At 46.4% G+C, this 25,107-nt stretch carries 19 protein-coding genes; 8 read left to right on the top strand and 11 right to left on the bottom strand.

Annotated elements, in window-relative coordinates:
* Position 1 precedes the first annotated feature (1 nt).
* From F3I09_RS12450 to F3I09_RS12435, 5 genes are all read left to right on the top strand, one after another.
* Positions 2 to 340: a hypothetical protein gene (locus F3I09_RS12450; RefSeq protein ID WP_149695358.1), complete on the top strand. Its 339-nt coding sequence runs from the start codon at positions 2 to 4 to the stop codon at positions 338 to 340.
* Complete coding sequence (locus F3I09_RS12445; RefSeq protein WP_149695357.1) at positions 306 to 911, top strand: hypothetical protein; 606 nt, start codon at positions 306 to 308, stop codon at positions 909 to 911. The genes F3I09_RS12450 and F3I09_RS12445 overlap by 35 nt, the downstream gene beginning before the upstream one ends.
* A 143-nt stretch (positions 912 to 1,054) precedes the next feature.
* On the top strand, positions 1,055 to 1,759 hold the full coding sequence (locus F3I09_RS12440) for a DUF4372 domain-containing protein (RefSeq protein WP_149695356.1): 705 nt from the start codon (positions 1,055 to 1,057) through the stop codon (positions 1,757 to 1,759).
* 377 nt (positions 1,760 to 2,136) lie between these two features.
* Complete coding sequence (locus tag F3I09_RS34045) at positions 2,137 to 2,289, top strand: hypothetical protein (RefSeq protein ID WP_188133785.1); 153 nt, start codon at positions 2,137 to 2,139, stop codon at positions 2,287 to 2,289.
* A 213-nt stretch (positions 2,290 to 2,502) separates the two neighbouring features.
* The gene (locus tag F3I09_RS12435) at positions 2,503 to 2,736 is read left to right on the top strand and encodes a hypothetical protein (RefSeq protein WP_149695355.1); all 234 of its coding nucleotides are present in this window, start codon (positions 2,503 to 2,505) and stop codon (positions 2,734 to 2,736) included.
* A gap of 833 nt (positions 2,737 to 3,569) precedes the next feature.
* Here the strand turns inward: F3I09_RS12435 and F3I09_RS12430 are convergent.
* The 10 genes from F3I09_RS12430 to F3I09_RS12390 form a co-directional block, all read right to left on the bottom strand.
* A complete protein-coding gene (locus F3I09_RS12430) occupies positions 3,570 to 4,841 on the bottom strand; it encodes a DNA mismatch repair protein (protein ID WP_149695354.1) in 1,272 nt (423 codons plus the stop codon).
* Positions 4,842 to 4,843: 2 nt separating this feature from the next.
* Complete coding sequence (locus F3I09_RS12425; RefSeq protein WP_149695353.1) at positions 4,844 to 6,172, bottom strand: adenylyl-sulfate kinase; 1,329 nt, start codon at positions 6,170 to 6,172, stop codon at positions 4,844 to 4,846.
* A gap of 3 nt (positions 6,173 to 6,175) precedes the next feature.
* Positions 6,176 to 8,482: a Gldg family protein gene (locus tag F3I09_RS12420; RefSeq protein ID WP_149695352.1), complete on the bottom strand. Its 2,307-nt coding sequence runs from the start codon at positions 8,480 to 8,482 to the stop codon at positions 6,176 to 6,178.
* Between the two features lie 8 nt (positions 8,483 to 8,490).
* Positions 8,491 to 9,417, bottom strand: coding sequence for an ABC transporter ATP-binding protein (locus F3I09_RS12415; RefSeq protein ID WP_149695351.1), 927 nt, complete (start codon positions 9,415 to 9,417; stop codon positions 8,491 to 8,493).
* Positions 9,418 to 9,439: 22 nt separating this feature from the next.
* Positions 9,440 to 10,894: a RagB/SusD family nutrient uptake outer membrane protein gene (locus F3I09_RS12410; RefSeq protein ID WP_149695350.1), complete on the bottom strand. Its 1,455-nt coding sequence runs from the start codon at positions 10,892 to 10,894 to the stop codon at positions 9,440 to 9,442.
* Between the two features lie 21 nt (positions 10,895 to 10,915).
* Positions 10,916 to 14,449: a SusC/RagA family TonB-linked outer membrane protein gene (locus tag F3I09_RS12405; RefSeq protein ID WP_188133784.1), complete on the bottom strand. Its 3,534-nt coding sequence runs from the start codon at positions 14,447 to 14,449 to the stop codon at positions 10,916 to 10,918.
* Between the two features lie 191 nt (positions 14,450 to 14,640).
* Entirely contained in the window at positions 14,641 to 15,792 is a 1,152-nt protein-coding gene (locus F3I09_RS12400) for a FecR family protein (protein WP_149695348.1), read from the bottom strand.
* A 99-nt stretch (positions 15,793 to 15,891) separates the two neighbouring features.
* Positions 15,892 to 16,470 (bottom strand): sigma-70 family RNA polymerase sigma factor, encoded by a 579-nt coding sequence (locus tag F3I09_RS12395; RefSeq protein WP_188133783.1) that lies wholly within the window; start codon positions 16,468 to 16,470, stop codon positions 15,892 to 15,894.
* A gap of 302 nt (positions 16,471 to 16,772) precedes the next feature.
* Positions 16,773 to 16,913: a hypothetical protein gene (locus tag F3I09_RS34040; RefSeq protein WP_188133782.1), complete on the bottom strand. Its 141-nt coding sequence runs from the start codon at positions 16,911 to 16,913 to the stop codon at positions 16,773 to 16,775.
* 178 nt (positions 16,914 to 17,091) lie between these two features.
* The gene (locus F3I09_RS12390; RefSeq protein ID WP_149695346.1) at positions 17,092 to 18,276 is read right to left on the bottom strand and encodes an IPT/TIG domain-containing protein; all 1,185 of its coding nucleotides are present in this window, start codon (positions 18,274 to 18,276) and stop codon (positions 17,092 to 17,094) included.
* A 187-nt stretch (positions 18,277 to 18,463) separates the two neighbouring features.
* Between F3I09_RS12390 and F3I09_RS12385 the strand changes: the two genes are divergently transcribed.
* Positions 18,464 to 18,904, top strand: coding sequence for a nucleoside deaminase (locus tag F3I09_RS12385; RefSeq protein ID WP_149695345.1), 441 nt, complete (start codon positions 18,464 to 18,466; stop codon positions 18,902 to 18,904).
* An 80-nt stretch (positions 18,905 to 18,984) separates the two neighbouring features.
* Here F3I09_RS12385 and F3I09_RS12380 read toward each other — a convergent pair whose 3' ends face one another.
* Positions 18,985 to 22,596 carry a PAS domain S-box protein gene (locus F3I09_RS12380; protein ID WP_149695344.1) on the bottom strand — a complete coding sequence of 1,204 codons (3,612 nt, stop codon included), beginning with the start codon at positions 22,594 to 22,596 and terminating at the stop codon, positions 18,985 to 18,987.
* Positions 22,597 to 22,843: 247 nt separating this feature from the next.
* Here F3I09_RS12380 and F3I09_RS12375 point away from each other — a divergent pair, with 247 nt between their 5' ends.
* On the top strand, positions 22,844 to 23,845 hold the full coding sequence (locus tag F3I09_RS12375; protein WP_149695343.1) for a 4-hydroxyproline epimerase: 1,002 nt from the start codon (positions 22,844 to 22,846) through the stop codon (positions 23,843 to 23,845).
* A gap of 8 nt (positions 23,846 to 23,853) precedes the next feature.
* A complete protein-coding gene (locus F3I09_RS12370) occupies positions 23,854 to 25,101 on the top strand; it encodes an FAD-binding oxidoreductase (protein WP_149695342.1) in 1,248 nt (415 codons plus the stop codon).
* The last annotated feature ends 6 nt before the right edge of the window (positions 25,102 to 25,107 follow it).

Raw genomic sequence — 25,107 nt, 5'->3', positions numbered from 1 at the left:
TATGCACGAACAATTTATGCTGGAATGCCTCTCCCTCGCCCGCCTCGCCAAACAACGTGGCGATAGCCCCGTAGGCTCCATTCTCGTCCGCAACGGCGAGATCATCGCCCGTGGCATCTGGCAGCCCATTAATCTCATGACGTATACTTCCGTGTTCTTAGAACGTGCTCGCGGAAGTACTGATAAACAAGGTGTTACTGTGATTAATAAAACAAAGATATACAATAATGCTGGTGATGAGGCGCATACTGAAGCTCATGAAATGGGACACTTCTTCTTACATGGTTCAGGTTTGAATCCGGATATTGAGAAGAAACATACGGAAAGGGGGGATATTTAAGTATCGGATTCTTGACAGCGAAGGAAATGTGCTTCAGCAAACAGAAAGAATAAACATTGGAAATATCCAAGAATTTATCAGGAATATTCCTGATAAGAAGGAAGAAGTGGTTATGCCATTACCTAAAATATCGACAAAAAAAATGAAAATTAATATCAAACGGTTCGCCTTTATTAAATATACCTTGACTACTTTAGCGTTTTTTCTAATAAAGGCTAATGCAATGGGATGCGACTGCGTCATGTATCCCGTAAAGCATTATGTTAAACAATCTAAGAATATAATTGTCGCCAGAGTAACAGAAGTGGTTCCTCTAGATAGTCAATTATATACAGATAATTGGAGAATTGTAGTGGAAGTTACAAAGGTTTTTAAGGGCAATATTAAAGTAAAGGAGCAACTAATTTTTATCAAGAATAGTAATTGTGGTCCTCGTTTCACTAAGAACGATGAATATCTGTTGTTTTGTTATCGGAAAAAGAGGAAGTACCATGTTTATGATTGTTCTTATTCTGATAGGGTTTCTTCTGACATAATTGAAAAGATAGAAGATGAATTGAAAGATTCATAAATAAAGGCTTGCAGTCAGTACCGTCTTGTTTAAATTCCTTTAAGTTCTTTGAAAGTCTCAATACACCTAGATTTGACGTTGATTTTATTCGGTGACGATTTGAAATAGCATATTTTACAACATGCTATAAATCAGTATGTTGTATGAATATTGGTGAGTATATTTTTGCTCAAATAAGTTCATTTCTCTCTCAGCGGATTTTTGATGGGATTGTTGCCCGTTATAAAGGCGATCATCGAATAAGACATTTTAGCTGCTGGAATCAAATGATGAGCATGATGTACGGACAATTAAGTAATCGGGAGAGCTTTAGTGATCTAGTATTGACCATCAATGCTCATTCTCAAAAAGCTTATCACCTAGGATTTGGAAAAGGCGTTTCTAAAGCTAATCTCGCAAAAGCAAATGAAAACAATCATGATCCGCATATTCCCTGTTCAAGAGACCTAAATAGTCTCTTTTCTCCGCAATTTAGACAAAGAGAACTGTCGGATATCGTCACTTATTTGAATAATGGAGTTTCTGTAATTCGGTTTATTTCGAATGTATATGATGAATCTGGCGGTCTGATAGGACCTAATATTATTTATACGGATGGACTCTGGATATGGCCTAGCTACTACAGTTTTTATCTAAAAAAACACCCTCAGATAGAAGTTCCGGAGGAGTTTATTTTGTGGGTTGGGTCCAACGGTCAGAAAATGGTTGATTTAAGTCAGAGCGAGAAAAATTATGTTGAATATGTGATAGCCAAAATGTCTGGGATAAACATGTTGAGTAGAGTGGGGGTATCTCCTGATCTTAAAAAGATTATAGAGCAGAGAGGAGACGATATATTTTGTTTTTGACGGTTTTTGTCGGGGCAAAATGTTAAAGATACCCTGGATAGTAATCAATATGCAGTTCATAACGCATAGATATCATTGTATTTGTTCAAATGTTCGAATATGAAGCCGTAAATAAATCGCTAAGTAAAGAAGAATATACAAAAATACAATAATAACGGTAGACGTTCATGATAGCAGGCATGGTTGAATGGGTAGAAGGTAGGTTAGTCATAGGTTGGACGTGGGTTGATCGGTTATATGCGAACAATATGCGAACAATATGCGAACAACATACGAACAACATACGAACAACGTGCGAGGAATGGCTTAACAGATAGTACTTTTTTTGAAGCTTGATGTCGAAAAGCATGATGGATATTTTGTATTAAAAAAAATACATGACTATTCTTGATGCTGATGAAAACGCAAATTCAACAAAAAAGAAAAGCGTGAATACAGGGAATATTCGTGAGTTCATTAAACATATTTCTAATAAGAGGGAAGATGTGATTATGCCTATGCCTAAATTGTCAACAGTTTCAAGAAAATGAAAACCAACCTTGAATGCTTCACATTCATTAAATGCGTACCAGTTTCTTTAACATTTTTTCTCATACGTGCCGATGTAGAGGCATGTGATTGCGTAATGTATCCTTCGAACTATGACATGAGACAGGACAGCCGATTGTTAGGGGTGAGAGATGTTAGTAACTGGTAAAGTAACAAGCGCACAGATTGGGACAATAAATCAACCTTAAAAAAGTATGAACAGACCGGAATTGAAAAGCACGCAGTTTACACTTTTAGTAATAGATGCTAATACAGGGATTGTGCTTAACACAGATTTTCAGTTTTTTTTAAACGATGGAAAGGATGTTTATTTTGTATTTGATGATTGGCAGTTAATGAAAGACTTTATAAATCGAATTAATCAAAGATATAACACGTATGAGTATGCTATTTATAATAGCGAATACACACTTATTGAATATCGGTGATTTCTAACGTTTAGGAGAAAAGATAAGCTGCTAATGATATCTTCAAATATAGAGATAGAGAGTTTGGTTGGATTAAACCAGATTGAGACCTACAACATTTTCTTAAATCGGGTTATGGAGTGTTTGTCTATTTTGGAAGAGGAAAGATAAAACGAGCAGATGTAGTGTATTTGACTTCCATACTGAAAACGCCCTTGCAATAGAAATGATAAAATTCCCAATGTAATGAATGCAATTGGCTTTTTAATAAATCATGATTCGCATATTCCTTGTTCACGAGACGTTAATAATCTGTTTTATTCACAAGGAGAGCAGAAAGAATTATCGGATATAATTACGTATCTAAATAATGGAATTCCCATAATGAAATTTATTACCAGTATATATGATGAATCTGGTGAATTGATCGGGCCTAATATTATTTATACCGACGGGCTTTGGGTTTGGCCTGGTTACTATGGATTTTATCTTAAAAAATATCCTCAAATAGTAGTTTCGTAGGCGTTTATTCTGCATATAGAATCAAACAACCATAAGAAAATTGGTTTAAACGAAGGGGAGAAGATGTATGTAGAGTATGTGATAGCTAAATTGTTTGGTATAAAGTTGTTGGATGAACTAAAACTGTCTTCTGAGCTTAGAAAACTTATAGAGCAAAGAGGAGATCAAATGCCGGTCCATAAGCGAATGTCTTCAGAAATGCAGAAGAAAATAAAAACCCGGTACCCCGGGTTTTTTATTTAAATATACCTTGCAATTTAGATGTACCGAAGGCGGCCTCTCAAGCAAAAAAAGGCCATCCCAGGACTAATCAGGACGGCCTTGTCACACTACTACTCATTTAACAACTCCAGTATCTTCTCATTCTCAATGATCATCATCCCATGCCTGTCACTAGTAATACCCTCTCTAAGCTGATATGTATACTTCGGCTTCGTACCTTCCATTAATGTCGGCAGATATGCAAACTGCAGATTTTCGTATTGACGCAACGCGTTCCCCACTTCGATAATATGCGTGGAAATGATGAAAAAGCAATTACGGTAGCGGGCGAAAGCAGCAGTTACGGCTAAGGTGGCGTCATAGGCATCTTTCACATTCGTACCTTTGAACAGTTCATCGAAGATGACGACCAGGTTCTTGCCTGAACTTACTTCTGCTGCCACCTGTTTTACGCGTAGCACCTCCGCATAGAAGTGACTATAACCCATGTTGAGATTATCGGGTACATTGATGGATGAGTATAGGCCATCGCGGACGGAGAACTCCATGTCTGCTGCCGCTACAGGAAATCCCATATGTGCGAGGTACAAAGCAATGCCGAACGATTTCATCAGGGTCGATTTGCCTGCCATATTAGCCCCTGTGAGGAAAATAACATTAGAATCACTGTGAAGCGATACAGGATTGGCCACTCCCGCATCCAATGCAGGATGTTTCAGTGCTGTGGTATGAAATACGCTGGGCGAGGCGGGGAGCGCATGGGCATAATGAAACCCCCTTTGCCGCGCTACGTCGCTTACTGCAATATAAACGTCCAGCTGATGAACAGCATCTAACAATTGTTCCATTTCACTGCGTAAGGTATGCCGCAGCAGGCGGTCGTAACGGGCGACTGTCAATAATGTCAGCTCCTTGTTGCTATCCAGCCGGGTTAAGGCGGACAAAGTCTTGCGCCAGGCTGCTGCATCGTTAAAGTCTGTGAGGTGCTGCAGGAAGTTGCGAAAGGTGCGCAGCATCTCAATGGCCGCTTTTAATCCTGCCAGCAGCTTTTCGTATTCGTCGTCATTTAGGAATGCGTTCAGCTTCTTTTTGAGAATAGCGGGCAGGCTGTTCGCTCCTCCCATGTTCAGGTAGTTCTCCGCCAGGCGGAAGTTAACGCCGTTAAAAGGAAAAGTAAGCTGCTTTTGCTGGAAATACCGGAAAGTAGCACTACGGTGGTTGATAGCCTCAGGATTAGTAAGGGGCTGCTGGAACATTCGTTCCAGCAGTTGTTCCCCTCCGGTGGTTTTGATTCTACTAAAAAGGTTATAGATAGAATTAGGCTTGAATCTGCCCAGCAGGTTCAGGTCTTCCAGCGTTTGTTTATCAGCTATAAAACTCATGCTCATTTCATTTTGATCAGGCCTGCTTTCAGCATATCGATAATGCCTTCGTTGTTAATGATGATCATACCGTGGCGGTCATCGGTAATGCCATTCTCCAGCGTGTAGGTGTATACAGGCTTGTGTGCGTCCATACGGGTGGGCAGGTATACAAACTGAATATTCGCTGCCGCTGCTTTGAGTACATCGCCCGCTTCAATGATATGTGTGGAGATGACGAATATGCTGTTACGCTTACGGGCAAAACCCTTACAGATAGCGATCGTAGCCTCATATGCATCCTTGACGTTAGTCCCCCTGAACAGCTCGTCAAATACAATGAAGAGTTGTTTGCCCTGGCTCAGTTCCTGTGCCATTTTTTTGACGCGCAGCACTTCCGCGTAGTAATGACTGGCGTCCATGCCCAGGTTGTCGGGTAGGTTGATGGTAGTATAAATCCCGTCCAGCACAGAAAACTCCATCCTGGCAGCGGCAACCGGGAATCCCATGTGTGCAAGGAACAGGGCAATGCTGAGCGATTTCATAAAGGTGGACTTACCCGCCATATTGGCCCCAGTGAGAAAGATGACATTACTTTCATCCGTGATCCGGATGGTATTAGGCACCGCTTTTTTCAACAGGGGATGATATATGCCTTCGGCATTTACGCTGCAGGTATGCCGGGGCAATGCCTGCGGAAATATAAAACCCCGTTCAGCCGCAACTTTAGCTACAGATATATACACGTCCAGGTAATACAGGTGATGCAAAAGTTGCAGTATAAGTCCCCGGTAGCGGAATCGGAATATCACATCATAGGCGGCGATGGTGGAATGCGCCGGCTTACCCTGATGGGCCAGTACAGGCTCAAACGCAGGCTCCGAAAGGAGGGTGGCGATCGCCTTTCTGTCGGTTTCATAAGCCATACCGCCTGCTTCCGTACTCACGAAAGACTGTGCACCCTGCAATATCTCTATGAGCGAATGCACACCTTTATACACCATCTGTGTATTCCCGTCCACCGCGATCATGCCCGCCAGTTTTTTGCTGATAGATTGTTCTTCAGTGGTCAGCCTCGTACGCTCGTCCGTGTTGTCAATATATGCTGCTATCGCATCAAAGAGTGTGGCAGAAAAAGGGTAGGCGGTACCCGCCGCAGCAAAATGCTGAATAATGCTGCTGCGGCGGTTGATCGCTTCATGGTCCGACAGCGGATAGCGGAACATCTCTTCCAGCAGTGCCGCGCCTCCGCGTGTCACCGTACGGTTAAAGATGTTGTACACAGAGTCCGCCCCATACCGGCCAAAAATATTGAGGTCTTCCAGTGTTTGTTTATCTGTAGTGAATAGCATAGATTATTTCCTTTTACGCCTGATAAGCAGAATAGCCGCGAAAGCCACCAGTATGCCCGGCAATACCCAGATGTACAGGATCCGGAGTACATCCACGGTATCGGTGCTTACTGATACGCGGGTATCTTTTGCCTCCGGGCGGTACGTGTCTATCGGGAACGCTCCATAGCTCAGCCAGCTGAAGAGCGCAGTGTTAAAAGAGAAATTGACAGTCTGTACATTGTATCGTCCCAGTTCGTCATTGCTTAAAAAGTCCGCATCTCCCGTCACCACAATACGCTGTTCCTTGTTGTTCACATTACGGGTGAGCGCGACAGCCGTCGCTACTGCTTTCTTCTCGTCACCGGCTGCAGGATCATAGGATACCTCTGCAGAATCGGCCGCAAACCGGTCCTTCTTTAACCAGCTCCTGTTGGCATTCGTCATCAGCAAAGGCAGCACTCTGAAGATGCTGTCGCTGTAGACCAGGCCTGTTGCTCCGGGCATCGAAACTGCAACACTGTCTTTAAAGGCTTTTCTTAGCGATTTATCAAAACCGGCAGCAGTAGATGTCATTAAGGGTAAGGCCAGGTCAGGAGCGGTCTCTTTGCCAGGTTGGGCAATCATGCCATCCATCAGCTGTACGCCCAGTTGCTGTAGCAGCGGATTTAAAATGGACTGTTTGCCAGGTTCTCCCGTTATGAGCAGGTTGCCGCCCGCGTCAATATATTTCCTAAGCTTGGCTATTGTAACAGGCATGAAGGCTGTCTTCGGATCTGCTATCACCAGGGTAGTGACGTCTGCAGGAATATCCTGGTGCTCCAGCGAAAGGGTATCTATATCGAAGCCCTGATTCACGAGCGAATAGCGGAAGGTCTTCTTTTTCGTCAGCGTACTGTAATCACGGTCTCCGGACTTTTCAATATCCCTTTCCAGGTCGCCTGTCAGGAAGGCTACTTTGGGAAATTTGGATTGTAACAGTCGTTTTAATGCTGCCGCTACCTCTGTTTCTCCCGGCCACTGCGACTGGTCGTCAAATACACGGAGAAAAGTAACCTTGTCCTTGTATTTCAGCTGCATCACATAACGGTTCAGTTCAGGACGGAGGTCTATTATTTTCCTGATCTCTGCAGGCGATTTAAACTGCGAAAGCTTCAGTCCCATTCCCTTGGCGCGCTGTGTAGCCATGTCCATGAAGTCCTTGCCAGGATAGAACCGCATGATATTAAGGTTGTCCAGCAGGCTGTCATAGTACTGCACATATTGCAGGTGAATATCCTCTTTAAAGCGCATGTAAGGCTCCCAGCGGGCCAGGTCCATATTACGGCCTTCTTCAGAACCGAAATAATAGAATGAGCCCAGCATATTGTTATACGCAGTTACTTCCAGCGGAGTATCTCCGAGTTCTTTCAGGATCTTTTGTACGTTAGGCGTGAGCGTCCTGGTTTTATTGGCAGTAGCATCATAGTATCCTACCAGTGAGGGGCGTGACGTTACATACCCGATCACCAAACCGGTCACCACAACCGCCACATACCTGCCGATTTTAACTACAGTAGGTCTGGATTCTCTGCCTGCCTTCAGCTTGTATATACTGAGACCCAGGAAGATGCAGATGATCACCAGGAAGTAGACCACATCTTTACTGGTGATCAGCCCTGCCAGCATCTTCTCCGTCCGGCCACTCAGGGAAAGGAAATAGGTCAGGTCCCTTACAAACGCAATATTCTGCCAAAGTGTACCGATATAGCTCAGGAAGCCCACCATCATGAAAGTACATACCGCCGCTACGATCTGGTAAGATGTAAGGCTGGACATGAACAGGCCGATGGCCGAATATGCACATAGCAGCAGGTAAAAGCCCAGTGAGGCAGAGAATAACTCACCGGTATCTGCATGATTGATGTGTACGATACCGTCGAATATGAAGATGCCCAGCACTAACATCATCAGCAGATTGTAAACCATCATCGCCAGGAACTTTCCGAAGATGATCTCTCTGACTTTAACAGGAGAGGAGTACAGCAGCTTAATAGTACCATTGTTCACCTCGCGGCTTATCAGGCCCATTGTCAGCAGGGGAATATATAAATACAGGGTCTGCATTACCACACTGAACACACCACCCCTGGCAGCGAAAATACGCTCAGTAAGGCGGGTCATGTTCTCCAGCGCCATACCACCTATCTCCTGTGAACGGGCAGCCCCGTCCAGCGCGTTGATATATGCCAGGCCGCATTGCACCAGGAATGCTATCAGTAAAAACCATGCTATCGGGGAATAAAACAGGGTGCGCAGTTCCGTTTTCGCAATTCTGAAAACCGTCTTCATGATGCTTTCTATTGTGTTGATTGATTGGATAATTGTTTGAATACTTCGTCCAGCGCTGTCTTGTCAAGACTGATCTCTCTCAGTCTCCAGCCCTGCTGAACGCTGGCCGTGATGAGGCGTTCAGAAATGCTTTGATCTCCGTTAAAGAAGACACGCACCTGCCGCTCTGTGAGGAAATCAGCTTTCATTACACCCTCTATTGCCATCAGCGCGGCAGCAGCAGGCGGATTCTCCATATGCATCAGCGCACTGTGTGGCTCTACATAGTTATTGAAGGCGTCCATAGTATCTGCAAATACGATCTTGCCATTGTCGATCATCTTGATCTCCTTGCAAAGCAGCTGTACTTCCGAGAGAATATGAGAAGAGAAGATCACGGCTCGGTCTGTGGCAATTTCCTTTATCAGCGCTCTTACCTCGATGATCTGGTTAGGGTCCAGGCCATTGGTAGGCTCGTCCAGTACCACCAGTGAAGGACGGTGTATAATGGCCTGCGCTATGCCTACACGCTGGCGGTAACCACCGGAAAGATTGCGGATAAGACGCTTACTGTAATGTGCAATGCCGCAACGTTCCTTCGCTTCTTTCATTGCTGCCGCTATGTTTTGTTTGGGCATCAGGCGAAGGCCGGCACAGTAGCCAAGGTATTCATCTACCGTAAGGTCCATATATAAAGGCGGGTTCTGTGGCAGGAAACCGATCTCCTGTTTGGCTAGCTCCGGGTTCTCCCGCATGTTGATACCGTTGACAAACACATTGCCTTCTGTCTGGTTCAACACGCCGCACAGAATATTCATAGTAGTGGATTTACCTGCGCCATTAGAGCCCAGCAATCCCACTATACCAGTCTGGCTGATCTCCATACTGATGTCACGGATTGCCCATGAGCTGGTGTAGCGATGCGATAAATGCTCCAGCTTTACAATACTGTTCATTGATTATTTTTTTGGAATTGGATTAAGGATTGTTCGGCATACCCGGATTACTGGTGATGAATGAAGGCGGCAATTGTAATACAAGCCGCGTGGGTTGGTTCAGTGTAAAGGTGCTTACAGTACCATCTGCATTATACTGCGTATGGGTAAATACCTGTCCGGCGAAGAGGGGATCTACCGACTGCCTGCGCATATCGAACCAGCGGTAACCTTCTGTCGCAAACTCACGGATGCGCTCATCAAAGATGAAGCGGATCAATGCTGCCTGATCAGCTGATATCGTTGCTGGTACTGGCGCATCGGCGTGCGGCATACGGTTTTTACGCAGTGTCTCCACGTCGGCCACTGCTCCTGCAAGATCATTCAGGCGTGCCTTACACTCTGCACTTAACAGGTACATGTCAGGCAACTGCAGGTCCATTCTTGCATACGTTACCCCGTATTTGCGCAGACGGCCGCCGGCGTTTGACGACTGGTCGGGATTTGTATCTGTATATAACTGCAGGCGGAGGTCTGAAGAGCTATACAAGGCAGCCGCCCATGGCGCCAGTACCAGGCCATTGTTGCCCAGCTGGTTGCCACTGTAAGGTCCGTTGTAAAACACTTTTGATACCACTGCTTCTGTGAGATCGTTCATATTATTTCCCGGGCCCTGAGATGGGCCGATGATGATGTCCATCGGCAGGAAAGCGCCACCTGCTGCGAGTGTCTGATTATAATCGTATAAATGTGCATCACTGTCTGCCAGGTCAGCGAATGCGGCATTGAACATGGATAAGGCATCATTGTACCTGCCCATGAACACGTACACTTTGCCCAGTAAACCTTCTGCGGCCGGTTTGGACATGCGGGTACGTATGGAAGGCTTTACCGGTAATTCCGCAATGGCATCAGTAAGGTCATTGATAATAAAATCATATACTGCCTGTACAGAAGCACGTGTGAACATTTTCTCGTTTGCATTTGCATGCTCTATGATCGGAAATCCCGGATCAGCGCCCGCTGTGCTCTGCACATAAGGTTTGCCGTAAAAGTTGATGAACTGAAAATAGGTCCAGGCGCGTGTAGCGATCGCCTGCGCACGGATGTACTTTTTTTGTGCATCTGTTCCTCCGCTGGAATTCATTACCTCGCTGATGATCTTGTTCAGCGCATACAACTGTGTTAACCACTGGCTGATTGCCCAGGGCGTCTGGTCCTGTTGCTGATAAACAACATCCTGCCATTGAAACAGGCGGAGCATCTGCGGACTGCCCTGTAAAAGATAGGGTTCTTCCGCAGCCACATCATCTTCCATTAATGCCGGCTCCTGCCAGCCACCGGCGAAGGACTGTATATAGTATTGCGGATCATTCATCAGTTTATCATAGTCATCCGTTGTAACGGCTACCTGCGATCCCAAAGGCACTACTTCCAGGAAATTGTCCTTGCAGGCAATTAAGGAAATCATGATGGCGATATATAAAAGCTTTCTCATCCTTCTCTGTTTAAAAGTGAATTAAAGTGTAACATTTACACCCAGGTTGTACTGATGTTTGTACAGTGCTCCCGGGAAACCTGTTTCCGGATCTATCCGCTCATCATTGGCGGTCCAGATCAGGAAATTGGTGGTCTGTGCATAAATGTTAAGCCGCTGTATCTTCAGGAAGTGCAGGGCCGTCGACTGCAGCTCATAGGCCAGGGTAATGTCCCGTATCTTGATATAGGATGCACTCAACACATTTACATCCCCGTTTATGTAGTAGTTTACATCCCTGCGTGTATAGCTGGTACCCATGTTGGATACATAGGAAGGAATGTTGGTGAGCTTTTCGTCGCCAGGCTGTTTCCAGCGGTGCTGGAAGGATGCGATAAGATTATCTCCGCCGAGAGAGGTGGAAGTAGGCATTCTGCCAGTATAGAAGATGTTTACGTTCCTGCGCATCACAGCTCCCATGTTATAGATCATGTTCATGGTGAGTGAAATACCTTTATATTCGAAACGGTTGGTAAATCCTCCGTTCACCGGCGACTGTGTCGTACCTGCATATGCCACATCTTCCGGTTGGGCGATGTAAGGTTGCTTGGTTACCGATTTATCTGATAGCCTGATCTGCGGATCACCCACGTTATCCAGCCCTGCAAACTGGTAAGCAAACAATGGCTTCGAGTTATAACCTATCCAGTATGGAGCGGACAATTTGTAGCTTGCAGTATTCAATGAAGGATTCAGGGCTGCATAAGACACCAGCTTGTTATAGTTATAACTGAATACCAGGTTGCTGGACCAGCTCCAGTCCTGTTTCCGTATGTTGATGGTACGCAGTGATAATTCAATCCCCCTGTTTACCAGCTTACCTACGTTGCCGGTTTGGCTGTCATAGCCCGTGAAGGGATTCAGAGGCACTCTTCCCAGCAGGTCTGTAGTTGTTTTACTGTAGACATCAATCGCACCGGATATCCGGTTTTTCAACACGGAAAAGTCTATACCGATATTGGTGGTCTGTGTACGTTCCCAGGCCAGTTTCCTGTTCGCCGGCTGGCTGATGGTAAGCGCATCTCCCGCTACACCGCCGGTCTGCAACTGAGGTTGTGCATATAAGATGTCGTACAACGAAGCAGAGCCGACATAAGGAGAGTTGCCGGTAATGCCATAGGTCGCCCTCAATGCCAATGCATCTACCCAGTTCACCTGCTGCATAAAATTTTCGTTACGTACCAGCCATTTGCCACCTACGCTCCATACAGGTTTGTTCTGAACAGAGACATCGCTGCCGAACTGGTTACTGTGGTCGCGGCGCCAGCTCAGGTCCAGACTGTATTTATGATTTAACGTATAGCTGGCCAATGCAAACCAGGAGGTAAAACGCGTCAGCTCTTTGAATATCTGGTATGGCTGCGTACTAAAGAAGCCAAAGCCGGTCACTGTTCCGAATACGCCGCGCCTCAGGGTGGCATAATCAATTAGAGGGTAAGTGCCTAAGGCCTCATCATACCCGATAATAGTGTTGGTATTCCGCGAGGACTGTGCCTCCTGTGCTTCCTGTCCTGCCTGTAAGGTCAGCATATCCTTTCCTGACCTGGGTGTAGCATTATATACCAGCTGATTACGTACCGTCCAGTTACGCTGATCATTATTGGTGGATATATACATGCTGTTATTTACCGGCAGATAATAAACCGGCGTGGATGAAGGGCTGGGCGCTACTGTGAAAGACAATAGCTGTTTACGTTGGGAGAGCGCGCGGCTATCAGTAAATGAGGTCGTTGTTCCGGGCGCTTTCAGATAACCATAAGTACCCTGGAAACTGATACCTTTCCACAGCTTGATACCGATATTGGCGGTTGTATTGATGCTGAGCGTATTGCCACTGGAATGTGCATAGTTGATTTCCTGTAAGGGATAATAATCCAGGTTCAGCCTGCTTCTTGCTGAATAGTTATTGCGTGTTGAATCTGACCATCCATTGGTAAATGCCATGTTTTGCTCGCGACCCTGCTGATCAACAAACAGCTGGTACGGCGCAAAACTGTTATCAACAGAGGGCATATTCTTCCTGCTGTTTACGTTATTGATCAATGACGTATTCAGCGAGACATTGATCCGCTTACCGATATTGAAACTTTGTGAGAGATTGATCTTATAAGTGTTGTTCTTATCGCCTGGAGTGCTGCTCTGTACACCTGTCCAGCCCAGTGAAGCGTACATCGCATAAACACTGTTGCCGGCAGAAAGGGAGATGGTGTGATTCGTAGTGAGCGGATTGCGGTAGAACAGGTCTCTTATCTGCGAAAGATTGCTGATCCTGCTCATGCTGTCCAGGCTTCTGTTTGCCTGATCTGCAGTGATCAGTCCACGATACTGGTTGTAAAGTACAATTTCATGCGGCAGTACTACCTGTGTGGCCAATGAGCTCCAGGGATAGTTTACCGGGTCGAATGTTTCTTTTGCAGCCTGTATGTATTGTTCACTGTTCATACGCTGGTTGAAATTAAGATCCGGCTTGCTTTGGAAGCTGAGAGAACCTGTATAGTTAACCTTCAGTTGCTGGTTCCTGCTGCCCTCTTTGGTTTTCACCACAATGATACCGTTGGCAGCTCTAGCTCCCCAGATAGCAGCTGCAGCCGCATCTTTCAGCACGGTGATGTCTTCTATATCGTCAGGGTTAACAGAACTGAAATCCGTGGTGATCACGCCATTCACAACATACAGCGGGTTGGTGGGTTGTCCGCCGCTGACGGTAGTATACCCCCTGATAACGCTTGACCTGCTAGCGAAACCATTGCCGGTCCTGCCGGAAGCAGTAACACCTGTTCCTACCGTAAGACCGGGTATTTGTCCTTCCAGGCGGCCTACTACGTCAAAGGTGCTGACACGTTCCCTGAATATTTCCATGTCCGGCTTGCCAAATGCACCGGTAGCTCTTTCCCTGCTTATCTGCTGGTAGCCTGTATTGTAAATAACAACGGTATTCAGGGCATTGATACGGGGACGCATGATAATAGTCATATTCTCCGACATCCTGGAAAAAGGTACCAGTACACTTTCATAGTTAATACTGGTAAACAGCAGGGTATCATTCTGCATGAGACCATAGATCGTAAACTCCCCTTTTTCATTTGTAAACACATAGCGGCGCCCGTTGCGAAGCATGACCGTGATATTGGACAAGAGCTGCCCCTCATTGTCGGTTACCCTGCCGCTGATGTTGCTGGGCGGTGTTGCTTCAACATCGGCAGGTACGGCCACCGAAGAGGGAATCCTGCGGCTCACGAATATTGTCTTGCCCTGGATATTGAAGGTCAGTGGCTGATTAGCCATGATGATTTGCAAGGCCCGCTCCAGTGGTATATCCTTCAATTGTACAGTTATGGGACTGGCAAGTTCCAGGTCTTCATTGCGATAAAAGAACTTGTAACTGGTCTGTTGTCGGATGACAGCAAATATTTTCTTTAATGGCGTTGACCTGGCGGTAAAGGTGACGGTCTGCGCTGATGCGCCTCCGGCTGCCAGCACTAGGGCCATAAAGAAAAGCATGATTGCTGATTTCATGACTGGAAGATTTTTGGTTGATCTGATCCCTTTGGACATAGGAGGGACCCCGGGATTAAAATGACCCTTAATTTGCATACATTTGCAGCGTTTAATGTTTAGTAATAAGCCAGACTTAAACGAAAACCGGGGGTAGGACGCCAATCTTTGCGCCCGGTTTTTTCATTTAGTTCATGCGATTTTGGTTCTGTTTACTGCCGGATAATTAATCTGTTTCCCTCGATTTTATAGTTGATTCTTGTAGTTGACAATCCCTCGAGCACCTGCGATAAAGTGAGGGTTTTATCTATTTCCCCTGTAAAAGTGGCATCCGGTGTCTTACCTTCGTAACTCACTTCTATATTGTACCAGCGGGCCAGTTGCCGCATAACGGCTGGCAGATCCGCATTGTTAAAAGCAAATACGCCGTCTTTCCAGGCCACAGCGCCGTTAATGTCTGCATCGGGCACAAGACGGATCTGGTGACTGATCTGTGCTTCCTGGCCTGGTTTAAGCAGCTGCGATGCCTGACGATAAGTAACTCTTACCGCTCCCTGTAACAGTGTAGCGTTGATACTAGGTTCATCATTGTAAGCGTTGACATTGAAATTGGTTCCTAATACATCGATGCTTGTAGCATCATTGACAATTACTTTAAATGGTTGGTTCGCGTTGGTAGCTACCTCAAAATATGCTTCACCTGTTACACGCACCGTTCTTTCCTTTGCGGTGAAAGCTGTAGGGTAGGTAAGGCTGCTGGCGGCATTCATCCATACTCTTGAACCGTCAGGCAATATCAGCTGGTATTGCCGTCCCTTCGGAGTGCTGATAGTATTATAGGCTATCGCTTCCGTTTTACTGTCGCTTCCTGTATTATCATAAGATACAGTCCCATTCTTCAATTGAACAGCGGTGCTGCCCTGCATGGCGATTACGCCGTTCCGTGTGCTGTCCAGCACAATTTCACTGCCATCGGCCAAAGTAAGGATAGCGCCTGTTTTACCCGGCAGGATGTCCGTATGCTGCGCTATCTGCTGTGGTTTTGGTGTATGTGGCTGGCGTAGCAGATAATAGGTGCTGCCCAGTAATAATAATACGGCTGCCGCTGCAGGTACCCACCGGCGTATAGGAGAAATGCGCCGTACCACCGGTTCCTGCCGGATGCTGAGCAAAATCCGCTCTTCCAGTTTGGCGCCAATCTGCTCTTTTTGTTGCTCGAAATCTTTTAGTATGTCCTTGTCCCTGTAGTCCAGTAGTTCCAGATAACGCTCCACAAACGCCGCTTCCTCCGGGGTGGCTTTCCCTTTGTTATACCTGGCGAGCAGCTTGAAAAAGTGACCTTGGTCCTTGCCGGAATCGTACATAACAGGTGGCTTTAATACTATAGTCAGGAAAAAAGAGGCGCTTTCCCGTCTTCAGGTCACTTTTTTTTTGAAAAATTTCTGATTCCCTCTCTGCCTGCGTTATAAGGTTTCATCCAGGAGGATGAGCAGTGCGAGTAAATGTCCGAAATGAGCTCTCAGGTCCTGTACAGAGATACTGAGCTGGTTTTGTACGGTTTTCTGAGAAATCTGCAGATTTTCGGCTATTTCCTGTGTGGTGAGGTGGTGTAGGTAATATTGGATAAATATCTGGCGCCGTCTTTCGGGCAATATTTCCGCCCATGAAATGATCAGGGAGGTAAGGTCTTTTTCCAGGAGCGCCTGATCGGCTTTGTAAAGGGATTCTTCGGTGTTTTCGAGCACCTCAAAGAAAAACTTATCCTTTTTGGATATCAGTTTATTAATAATGCGATATTGCAGCGCTTTGCCCAGGTAAGCGGGCAGATTCAATATAGACAGTTCTTCCCGGCGCCTCCAGAGGTCAAGGAATAGATCATGCACAAGTTCCCGGGCCAGTTCCTGGTCACCCAGTTTCTTACTGGCTGCCACGTACAGTTTTTCCCAATGTCGCTGAAACAATTGCTGGAATGCTGTTTCAGATCCTGTTTTAATAAGACTGAGCAGCTCCTGGTCGGCGTCGGTATGTATGAATTCGTTCAACACTAAACAATAATGATTTCCCCCTGGCTTAAATTTAAATAAAAAAGTAAGTATTTTATAATATAGAAGTGAAACCGGAATGTTTTTCGCTGTATTTAGACATCGGTGGTAAATAAATAATTTGGTTTTAATATTTATCACGCATATTGCTGTGTTGATAAAACAATTCCCTGTATCTTTTTATCAGTCCTTTGAATAGGATTGCATAAAATGCTGTTGCATCAATCAGGAACTCAATGTAACTATTCGAAGGAACAGCTATTACGCTGGACGTCCCTGGGGAAGGTCCACCTGTGATCACCTTACAGGTGCGAGGCATGTACAAGGATTGTTCTTCCTGCAACCGGCAATACCTGGCAGCCGATATTGTCGCAGTGGCAACGCCAGAGATACCCCGGGATCAACACCAGATCATCTCCATGGATACTAAGGGTATACTGCATAGTTTGTACAAGCAAACACCATACAAATGCCGGTCCATAAGCCAATGTCTTCAGAAATGCAGGAGAAAATAAAAAACCCGGTGACCCGGGTTTTTTATTTAAATATACCTTGAAGTTTAGATGTAGCGGGGAAAGCACCCATCAGAGAATAGACGCACGCTTTATCTTACTTTTATCCTTATCGCACTACAACTTTCCGTATCTTATTTCCACCCCTCGTATCGTAATTATAAGTGCTGATATACAAGTCTCCATGTCTATCTATCACCAATCCCTGGGGACCATTAAAAGAGGCATTTAATCCCACTCCATCTACATCTTCGGCATTACCGCTACCTGCAATCACCACCTTTCTTCCTGTAGATTTTTCAATCAGGCGAAGGTTGTTATTGACGTGATCGGCTTCATAAAGATTACCCCTGCGATCGAGCGCAATCTCCCAGCCGCCATAAGTGGGATCCAGCGGCAGAAAGGTCATCTGTCCATCCGGTGTGATCTTGACGTGCGGATATGCACTCACCCACATGGTGCCGGATGCATCAAAAACAATGTTTTGAGGCGTAGTGAGACCCGAAACAACGGTTGTCTCATTATGTCCTGAAGTATCCATTCGCAGAATAAACCCGTAGTTGGTATTGCTGACATACAGTTGATGATCCGGCCCTAATGCGATACCGGCCATAGGCGGTACGCCCTGGTATATCAGTACATTCCGGCCATCCGGTTCCACACGCATTACATGCGTATTAAAGTCCGTAAGATACAGCTGCTTTGAGTGCTGATCCAGCGTGATGTTACGGGGAGAATAAAATTCTACATCGTAAGAAATAGGAATAGTGGATACAGTATTACCAGGTATCGTTACCTTGCGCACTAGCCTGTTGTAGCAATCGGCCACATATAAAGTGCCATCGCTGCTATCCACCGTAAGGCCCCAGGGACAATTAAAGCTGGCGGCATCGCCAACGCCGTCGGTTCTGCCATCAATGCCGGATCCTGCTATAGTCGTGACTGTTGCCCTATAGTTATAGGTAAACGGCTTTGAAAAAGAGTGATTGTCTACCTGTACGGTCAACTCGCCGGAGCCTGCCATTACAGGTATTACAACCGATAAGCTATCCCGTTCGGCTGAGACGATATTCACCTTTTCGCCATTCAGGGATACGGATACTTTGAGACCAGATTTCATGACTGGGAAATTCGTTCCGTAAATTTTAACGGTATCGCCACCACCTGCGGCCTCCGGGTAAATTGAGGTGACCGTAACGTACGGATAATTGTCATCATGACTACAGGCTGAAAATAATAAGACGCTACCAACAACATAGAGTAGTCGGGAAAAAGGGAAACATAATCTTTTCATAGATTCGGGTTCGGGTTAAACGTTTAAAAATATCTGTTAAATATACAAAGGTTTCCAATACCTGGGAATAAGCCAGGCATTTTTGTCGTAATATTAATTTTCGAATATTAGCACTGCTAAGCCCATACCTGGAAAAACTAAATGTATGATGGGCAGTGAGGAATTTGAACTAATTTAAGAGATACTTATGGTCATCGATAATGAATATTTTATGAAAGAATGCCTCTCTTTAGCGCAAGCCGCTAAGGAGCGTGGCGATAGCCCCGTCGGCTCCATCCTCGTACGCAAAGGCGAAATCATCGCCCGTGGAATCGAAGGAGGCAAAACCCACAAAGACATCACCTACCACGCCGAAATAGAAGCCATCCGTGAAGCAACAGCTTTACTGAATACCCAGGACCTGTCCGACTGTGTGATGTATACCACCCACGAACCCTGTATCATGTGCGCCTATGTGATCCGTCATACCCGGATACCCTCCATCGTCATTGGCCTCACCACTGGCGACATCGGGGGTGCCAGCTCCGCTTATCCGCTCCTAAAAGACACCGGCATCAAAAAGTGGGGTTCTCCGCCACAGCTCATCATGGGAGTACTGGAAGAAGAATGCAGGGCATTGCACCATTGATCCTTTCCGGACATAAGACCGTATCAAAACCAGACATTTGTAACGGGATTTCGCTTTCATTGGCAAATCCCCCGAAAAGCCTAAGCATTAACTGATTTCCAGGTCAGCCATTTCTCAAAAACAGAAATGAGATTGTTCTCAACAAATGGCTTGGTAACAAAATCATCCATGCCGGCCGCTATACACTTTTCCCTTTCGCCCTTCACATTACCCGCTGTCAGCGCTATAATGGGAATATGAATGTGAGGACTGATCTCCCGGATCAGCCGTGTCGCTTCATAGCCATTGATGATAGGCATCTGGATGTCCATAAAGATAATATCGGGTAATTGCTGTTTACAGCTCTCAACGGCCTCCTTGCCATTCTTCGCCTCAGTAATATGGGCGGCAGGGGCGATCTTCCGGATAATAGTACTGGCCAGCAACATGTTGATAGGATTATCTTCCGCGATCAGGATGTTGATATTGGCTTTGATCTTCTTGTGCTCACGGTTTTCGGTTTGCATTGTTTCGGTTGTGTCCTTGATGAACAAATGGGATAGGGCATGGTACATTTCCTGTATCTTAATAGGTTTTAACAGACGTTGGTTGACGTGCAGTTCCTCACATGCCCTGAGGATCTTCTCGTCATCTGCAGAACTATGCAGTAAGACGATCGCAGGCTCCTTCTTCAACTCTTCAAAGTTCGTCCTGATCTTCCGGATCGTTTCCAGCCCATCCATGAAAGGCATATGATAGTCCATCATGATCACATCATACTGCTGCTTTGTCATCAGGAACTGAAAAGCTTCAATACCATTCGATGCCTCGTCAGAGTCGATACCTTTCATCTGCAGCATCCTTTTCAGAATGGTCCGGTTATGCTCGTTATCATCAACGATCAGCACATTTTTGACAAGATCGATATTTTCCCATGCAATGGGAGCGCCGTCTTCTGTTTTTACCGTTATTTCAAAAAAGAACGTACTACCTTTCCCGGGAGAACTTTCCAGTTGCAGCTGACTGCCCATAAGTGCCAGCAGTTTATTGGAGATACTCAGCCCCAGACCGGTACCGCCATATCTTTTTGTAGTGGAAATGTCTTCCTGTAAGAATGCCTCGAATATCTTCTGCTGTTTGCTCTTATGGATACCAATACCCGTATCCCTTACCTGGAAGCGGATAGTGGTCATTCCAGGTCTTGGATGTCCCAATGGCCTGATCTCCAGTTCTATTTCCCCCTGGTCGGTGAATTTTACCGCATTGCTCAGCAGGTTGAGAAGGATCTGTTTTAGCCGTACCACATCCGCCCACATAAAACGGGGAAGGTCCGTAGAAACGTTCAGCAACATCTCGATCCCTTTCTGCTGCGCCTGGAAACTCAGGATGTCGCTGGCCTGACTGCTGAATTCCAGGAGATCGCACTTGCTGATGTCCAGTTCTATCTTACCCGCTTCTATCTTGGAGAAGTCCAGGATATCATTGATGATGCTTAACAGCGAATTCCCCGACTGGTTAACAATAGACACATATTGTTGCTGTGTTTCATTCAGTGCAGTTTTCATCAGCAGGTCTGTGAACCCGATCACACCATTCAGCGGCGTGCGTATTTCATGGCTCATATTGGCCAGGAATTCTGATTTGGCCTTACTGGCATGCTCTGCCTGTAACTTAGCCTCTTTCAGCTCTCTTTCAGCCTTCTTTCTCTTCGAAATGTCAGTGGCGATACCCAGGTAGCCGGTAATGACCGTATTGTCACGTATAGGGGTTACCACCATAGAGACGATGGTGGTGGTCCCGTCCTTTCTTACATATGTCCATTCCCGCCCTTCAGACCCTTCAAGTTCAGGGATCTGGGTGAAAATGCGAAATCCTTCAATAGGGGTCCTGTACAACTCAGACAACTCCTTGCCCCTGGCGGCTACTTCGTCCGGTGAGTGAAGCAGCTCCCAGGAATATTTGCCCGTCAGCTCCGCTGCACTATATCCCAGCAGCTTTTCCGCCCCCTTGTTGAAGAGGGTAATGATCCCCTCGTGATCAGTCGCAATAATACTAACCTCCGAAGCTGACTGCAACACATCCTCCAGCAACTTCCGGGATTGCTGAATGGCCACGGAGGCTTTCTTTCTCTCATTGATATCCTGGAAAGTACCGAACAGTCTTTTGCAGACGCCATTTTCAAAGGCGGCATGACCTATGGAGCGGACCCAGAGCTTGTGGCCCTTGGCGGTTGTGATCTGTAATTCCAGCTGCCAGGGCGTGCCGGTACGGACAGCATGATCAATAACTGCATCCAGCTGCTGCCGGTATTCCCCCTCGTAGAAAATCATCGTATTTTCCGTGGTAGGCTTGAACTCAGGCCCTACCTCGTGGATTTCACAGGTGACGGTCGACCAGAAAACCTCGTGTTTGATAAGATCAAATTCCCATCCGCCTATGCGTGCTACCTGGTTGGTGCGTTCCAGCATTTCCTTGGTACGCTTGAGGTCTATTTCCAGTTCATGCCTTTCTGTGATGTCAACCGCATTACCAATCACACAGGTATTGCCCTGTACATCAGTTACCAGTACATTGTTGAACAGCCAGATGCGGATATTGCCAAGCTTATGCCGGGTGTGCATCAGGCCTGTCACTTTGCCCTTCATCCTGATTTTGGCCAGGTACTGGTCAAGGTCGCTATGATACTCAGGCGGGACGATCTGGTATAAACTCATCGTCAGCAGTTCCTGGATGCTATAGCCCACACTGTCGGCGCTGGCTTTGTTGACAGCTGTCAGGTTCCCCTGCAGATCATGCTTGCACATCATGCCCAGCGAATTCTCAAAGAAAGTACGGGCGTTGTTCTCACTGTCTATCAGCTCCTGCTCCTTGATCTTTTCATGGGTAATGTCCCTGCCTATGGCGAAAATATTGCCGGTGTGCAGTTCTGGAGTGGCTATCCATTGAATGTATTTATAATCGCCATCCTTTGTCCTGAAACGGTGGGAGAAATTGATGGTAGAAAGGCCCGATCGGAGTTTTTCCAATTCCAGGCCTGTATTTTCCACATCATCAGGATGTACAAGATCGAACACCGAAATACTTGTCAATTCGTGCTCCTCCCAGCCCAGCAAACTGGTAAATGCTTTATTGATCCTTCTTAATCTGCCGGAGTAGGAGCCGACACATACAAGCCCCTCCGAAAGATTGAACAGCTTCGCATAATACCGGGTTTCCTCTTTCTGCCGTTCCGCCCGTATTGCCTCCACCGCATTCTGGGTAATAATTTTCAGTGCCCTTTGCTCAGCGCCGCTAATCGTGCCGGGTTCGCTGCTCATCATGTAAAGTGCGCCTAAAACAAATCCATGGATGTCAATCAGCGGGTAACCGGCAAATGCACGGATATGTGGTGCGTCCGTAACCGCTTTATTATTACGCAGTACAGGATCAGGCAGGGTATCTTCAACAGCCGTAAATGCCTGCTCTTCCATGATCAGTTGCATAAAGCCCCAATCGGTGGTGGTTTCCTGTATGCCCGGTATGGTAGTAGACGAAATGATCAGCTGCTTTTCATCTCCGGCGATTGCTATAACAGCGTAAGGGAAATGACAACTGAGGGTCGCCAGTTCGGTGAACTGATCGAGGGCCGGTTGCGGAGTCAACTGCAGCAGCCCGTATTCCTTGAGCGCTCGTAGCCTGGCCTTCTCATTTTTGGGGGCAGCGTTTTCATTCATATGACATGGAACTATACTGCAATTTAATTAGATAATCAATACATATTGATTTTCAGTTAAAAAGGTAGAGCCGGGTAGATACCTTTGTCCGGAATTCCTCATTTTTTACCCATTGCTGGAAGATGTTCCTTATTTATGTTAATTTCTGCATACCATTGGTGAAAACCTGCAATATGCCATTCGCCCTCAACCGGTATTTTTGAAAGAGTAGATCAACCAATGTCTTTTTAAAACAGAATAAGGAAACGTGAAGAAAACATTCTTTTGCATAGACGCGCACACCTGCGGTAATCCTGTCAGGCTGGTAGCCGGCGGAGGACCGGTACTGCAGGGTAACAACATGAGCGAAAAACGGAACCATTTCCTGAAGGAATATGACTGGATCAGAACAGGTTTGATGTTTGAACCCAGGGGCCATGATATGATGAGTGGAAGCATACTTTATCCGCCTCACGATCCTGCCAACGACGTGGCCGTGTTATTCATCGAAACCAGTGGCTGTCTGCCTATGTGCGGTCATGGTACTATCGGTACCATCACTATCGCAATTGAAGAAGGACTGATCACGCCTAAAACACCTGGCATTGTACGGATGGAAGCGCCCGCAGGACTGGTGCTGATCGAATATAAACAGGAAGGCCGCAAGGTAAAGAACGTCAAACTCACCAATGTGGCGTCTTACCTCGCAGCAACAGATCTGATAGTGGAATGCCCTGATCTGGGACCACTGAAAGTGGACGTTTCTTACGGCGGAAACTATTATGCTATTGTGGATGTGCAGGAGAACTTTCCAGGCCTTGAACACTACACCGCCTCCCAGTTGATCGGCTGGGCAAGGGAATTGCGTAAACGTATCAATGAGAAACATACTTTCGTACACCCCGACAATCCTCATATAAACGGATGCTCGCATGTGTTGTGGACCGGGGCTGTCATGGACAAGACTTCTACTGCCCGTAATGCGGTGTTTTACGGCGATAAAGCGATCGACCGTTCTCCCTGCGGTACCGGTACTTCCGCCAGGATGGCTCAATGGTATGCCAAAGGAAAACTGAAAAAAGGAGACTCCTTCATTCACGAAAGCATCATCGGATCCCGTTTTATAGGCACAATAGAAGAAGAGACCACCGTAGCGGGCGTACCAGCCATACGTCCCGGTATTGAAGGCTGGGCAAGAATATACGGATATAATACGATCACAATAGACCCTGAAGACGATCCGTATGCATATGGACTACAGGTGATTTAAATAAGGATATGGAAGTAATCATTATAGGCGGAGGTATTATAGGCTTGAGCAGCGCTTTTTATCTGCAACAGGCAGGATATACCGTAACAGTAATAGATAGGACAGATATGCAGCAGGGCTGCTCTTATGGTAACGCAGGTTATATCTGCCCCAGTCACTTCGTGCCGTTGGCTACGCCTGGCATCGTCAGGCAGGGATTGAAATGGATGATGGACCCGAAAAGTCCCTTCTATATCAAGCCCAGCCTGAGCAGCAGTATGATCAGCTGGGGATGGCAGTTCATGAAAAGCGCCACCAAATCACACGTGGAACGCTCTGCCGTTCCCCTGAGAGATATTGCCCTGCTGAGTAAACAGCTGTACGAGGAGTGGAGCCATATTCCCGGACTGGATTTCTCCTACGATCCACAGGGAATGCTGGAGCTGTTCAACACAGAAGAAAACGCACATCATGCGGAACAGACAATAAAAGACGCCCTTGCCCTGGGCATAGAAGCCCGGATGATAGATCATCAGACCTTACAGCAAATGGAGCCTGATACACCTATCAAGGCGTTGGGGGCAATATACTTCCCCGGAGATGCCCAGCTGTATCCAAATCAGCTCATGCAAAACCTGCAGAAATACCTGCAGCAGCAAGGGGTACGCTTTATAAGCAACCAGGAGGTGACGGCATTTATTATGGATGGAAATAAAGTACAGGGCGTTAAAACAACGACCGGTTTTCATACGGCCGACCATATAGTGGTGGCCGCGGGAGTATGGAGCCGTGAACTGGCCCAACAGCTACGATTGAACATTCCTATGGTAGGAGGAAGGGGCTATTCTGTTACATTTGAAGACGCTCCCTACAAAGTCAGACATTCCGTGATCCTGAGTGAAGCGAGAGTGGCTATTTCGCCTATGAATGGCAATAAGATCCGCTTTGGTGGAACCATGGAGATCACCGGACTGAATGCCCCTCCGCGTATGCAGCGGGTAGAAGGCATACTGGCTTCCGTTAAAAGATATTTTCCGGCATATGATATTCCTTTGCCCGCGCCGGAAAAGGTATGGTATGGTTACCGCCCCTGCAGTGCAGATGGGCTGCCACATATAGGTACTATGGAACGTTACCCGAATGTGACCGTAGCAACAGGACACTCCATGCTGGGTATCAGCCTGGGGGCTGCTACCGGTAAGCTGGTCAGCGAACTGGTGTCACATGTTCCTGCTTCCATGGACATCACTCCTTTTAAAGTAGAAAGATTCAGTTAAACGTAC

Origin of the sequence: Chitinophaga sp. CF418 (assembly GCF_900142925.1) — a bacterium.
Taxonomy (GTDB): Bacteria; Bacteroidota; Bacteroidia; order Chitinophagales; family Chitinophagaceae; genus Chitinophaga.
This window is presented reverse-complemented; position numbering and strand designations above follow the sequence as displayed.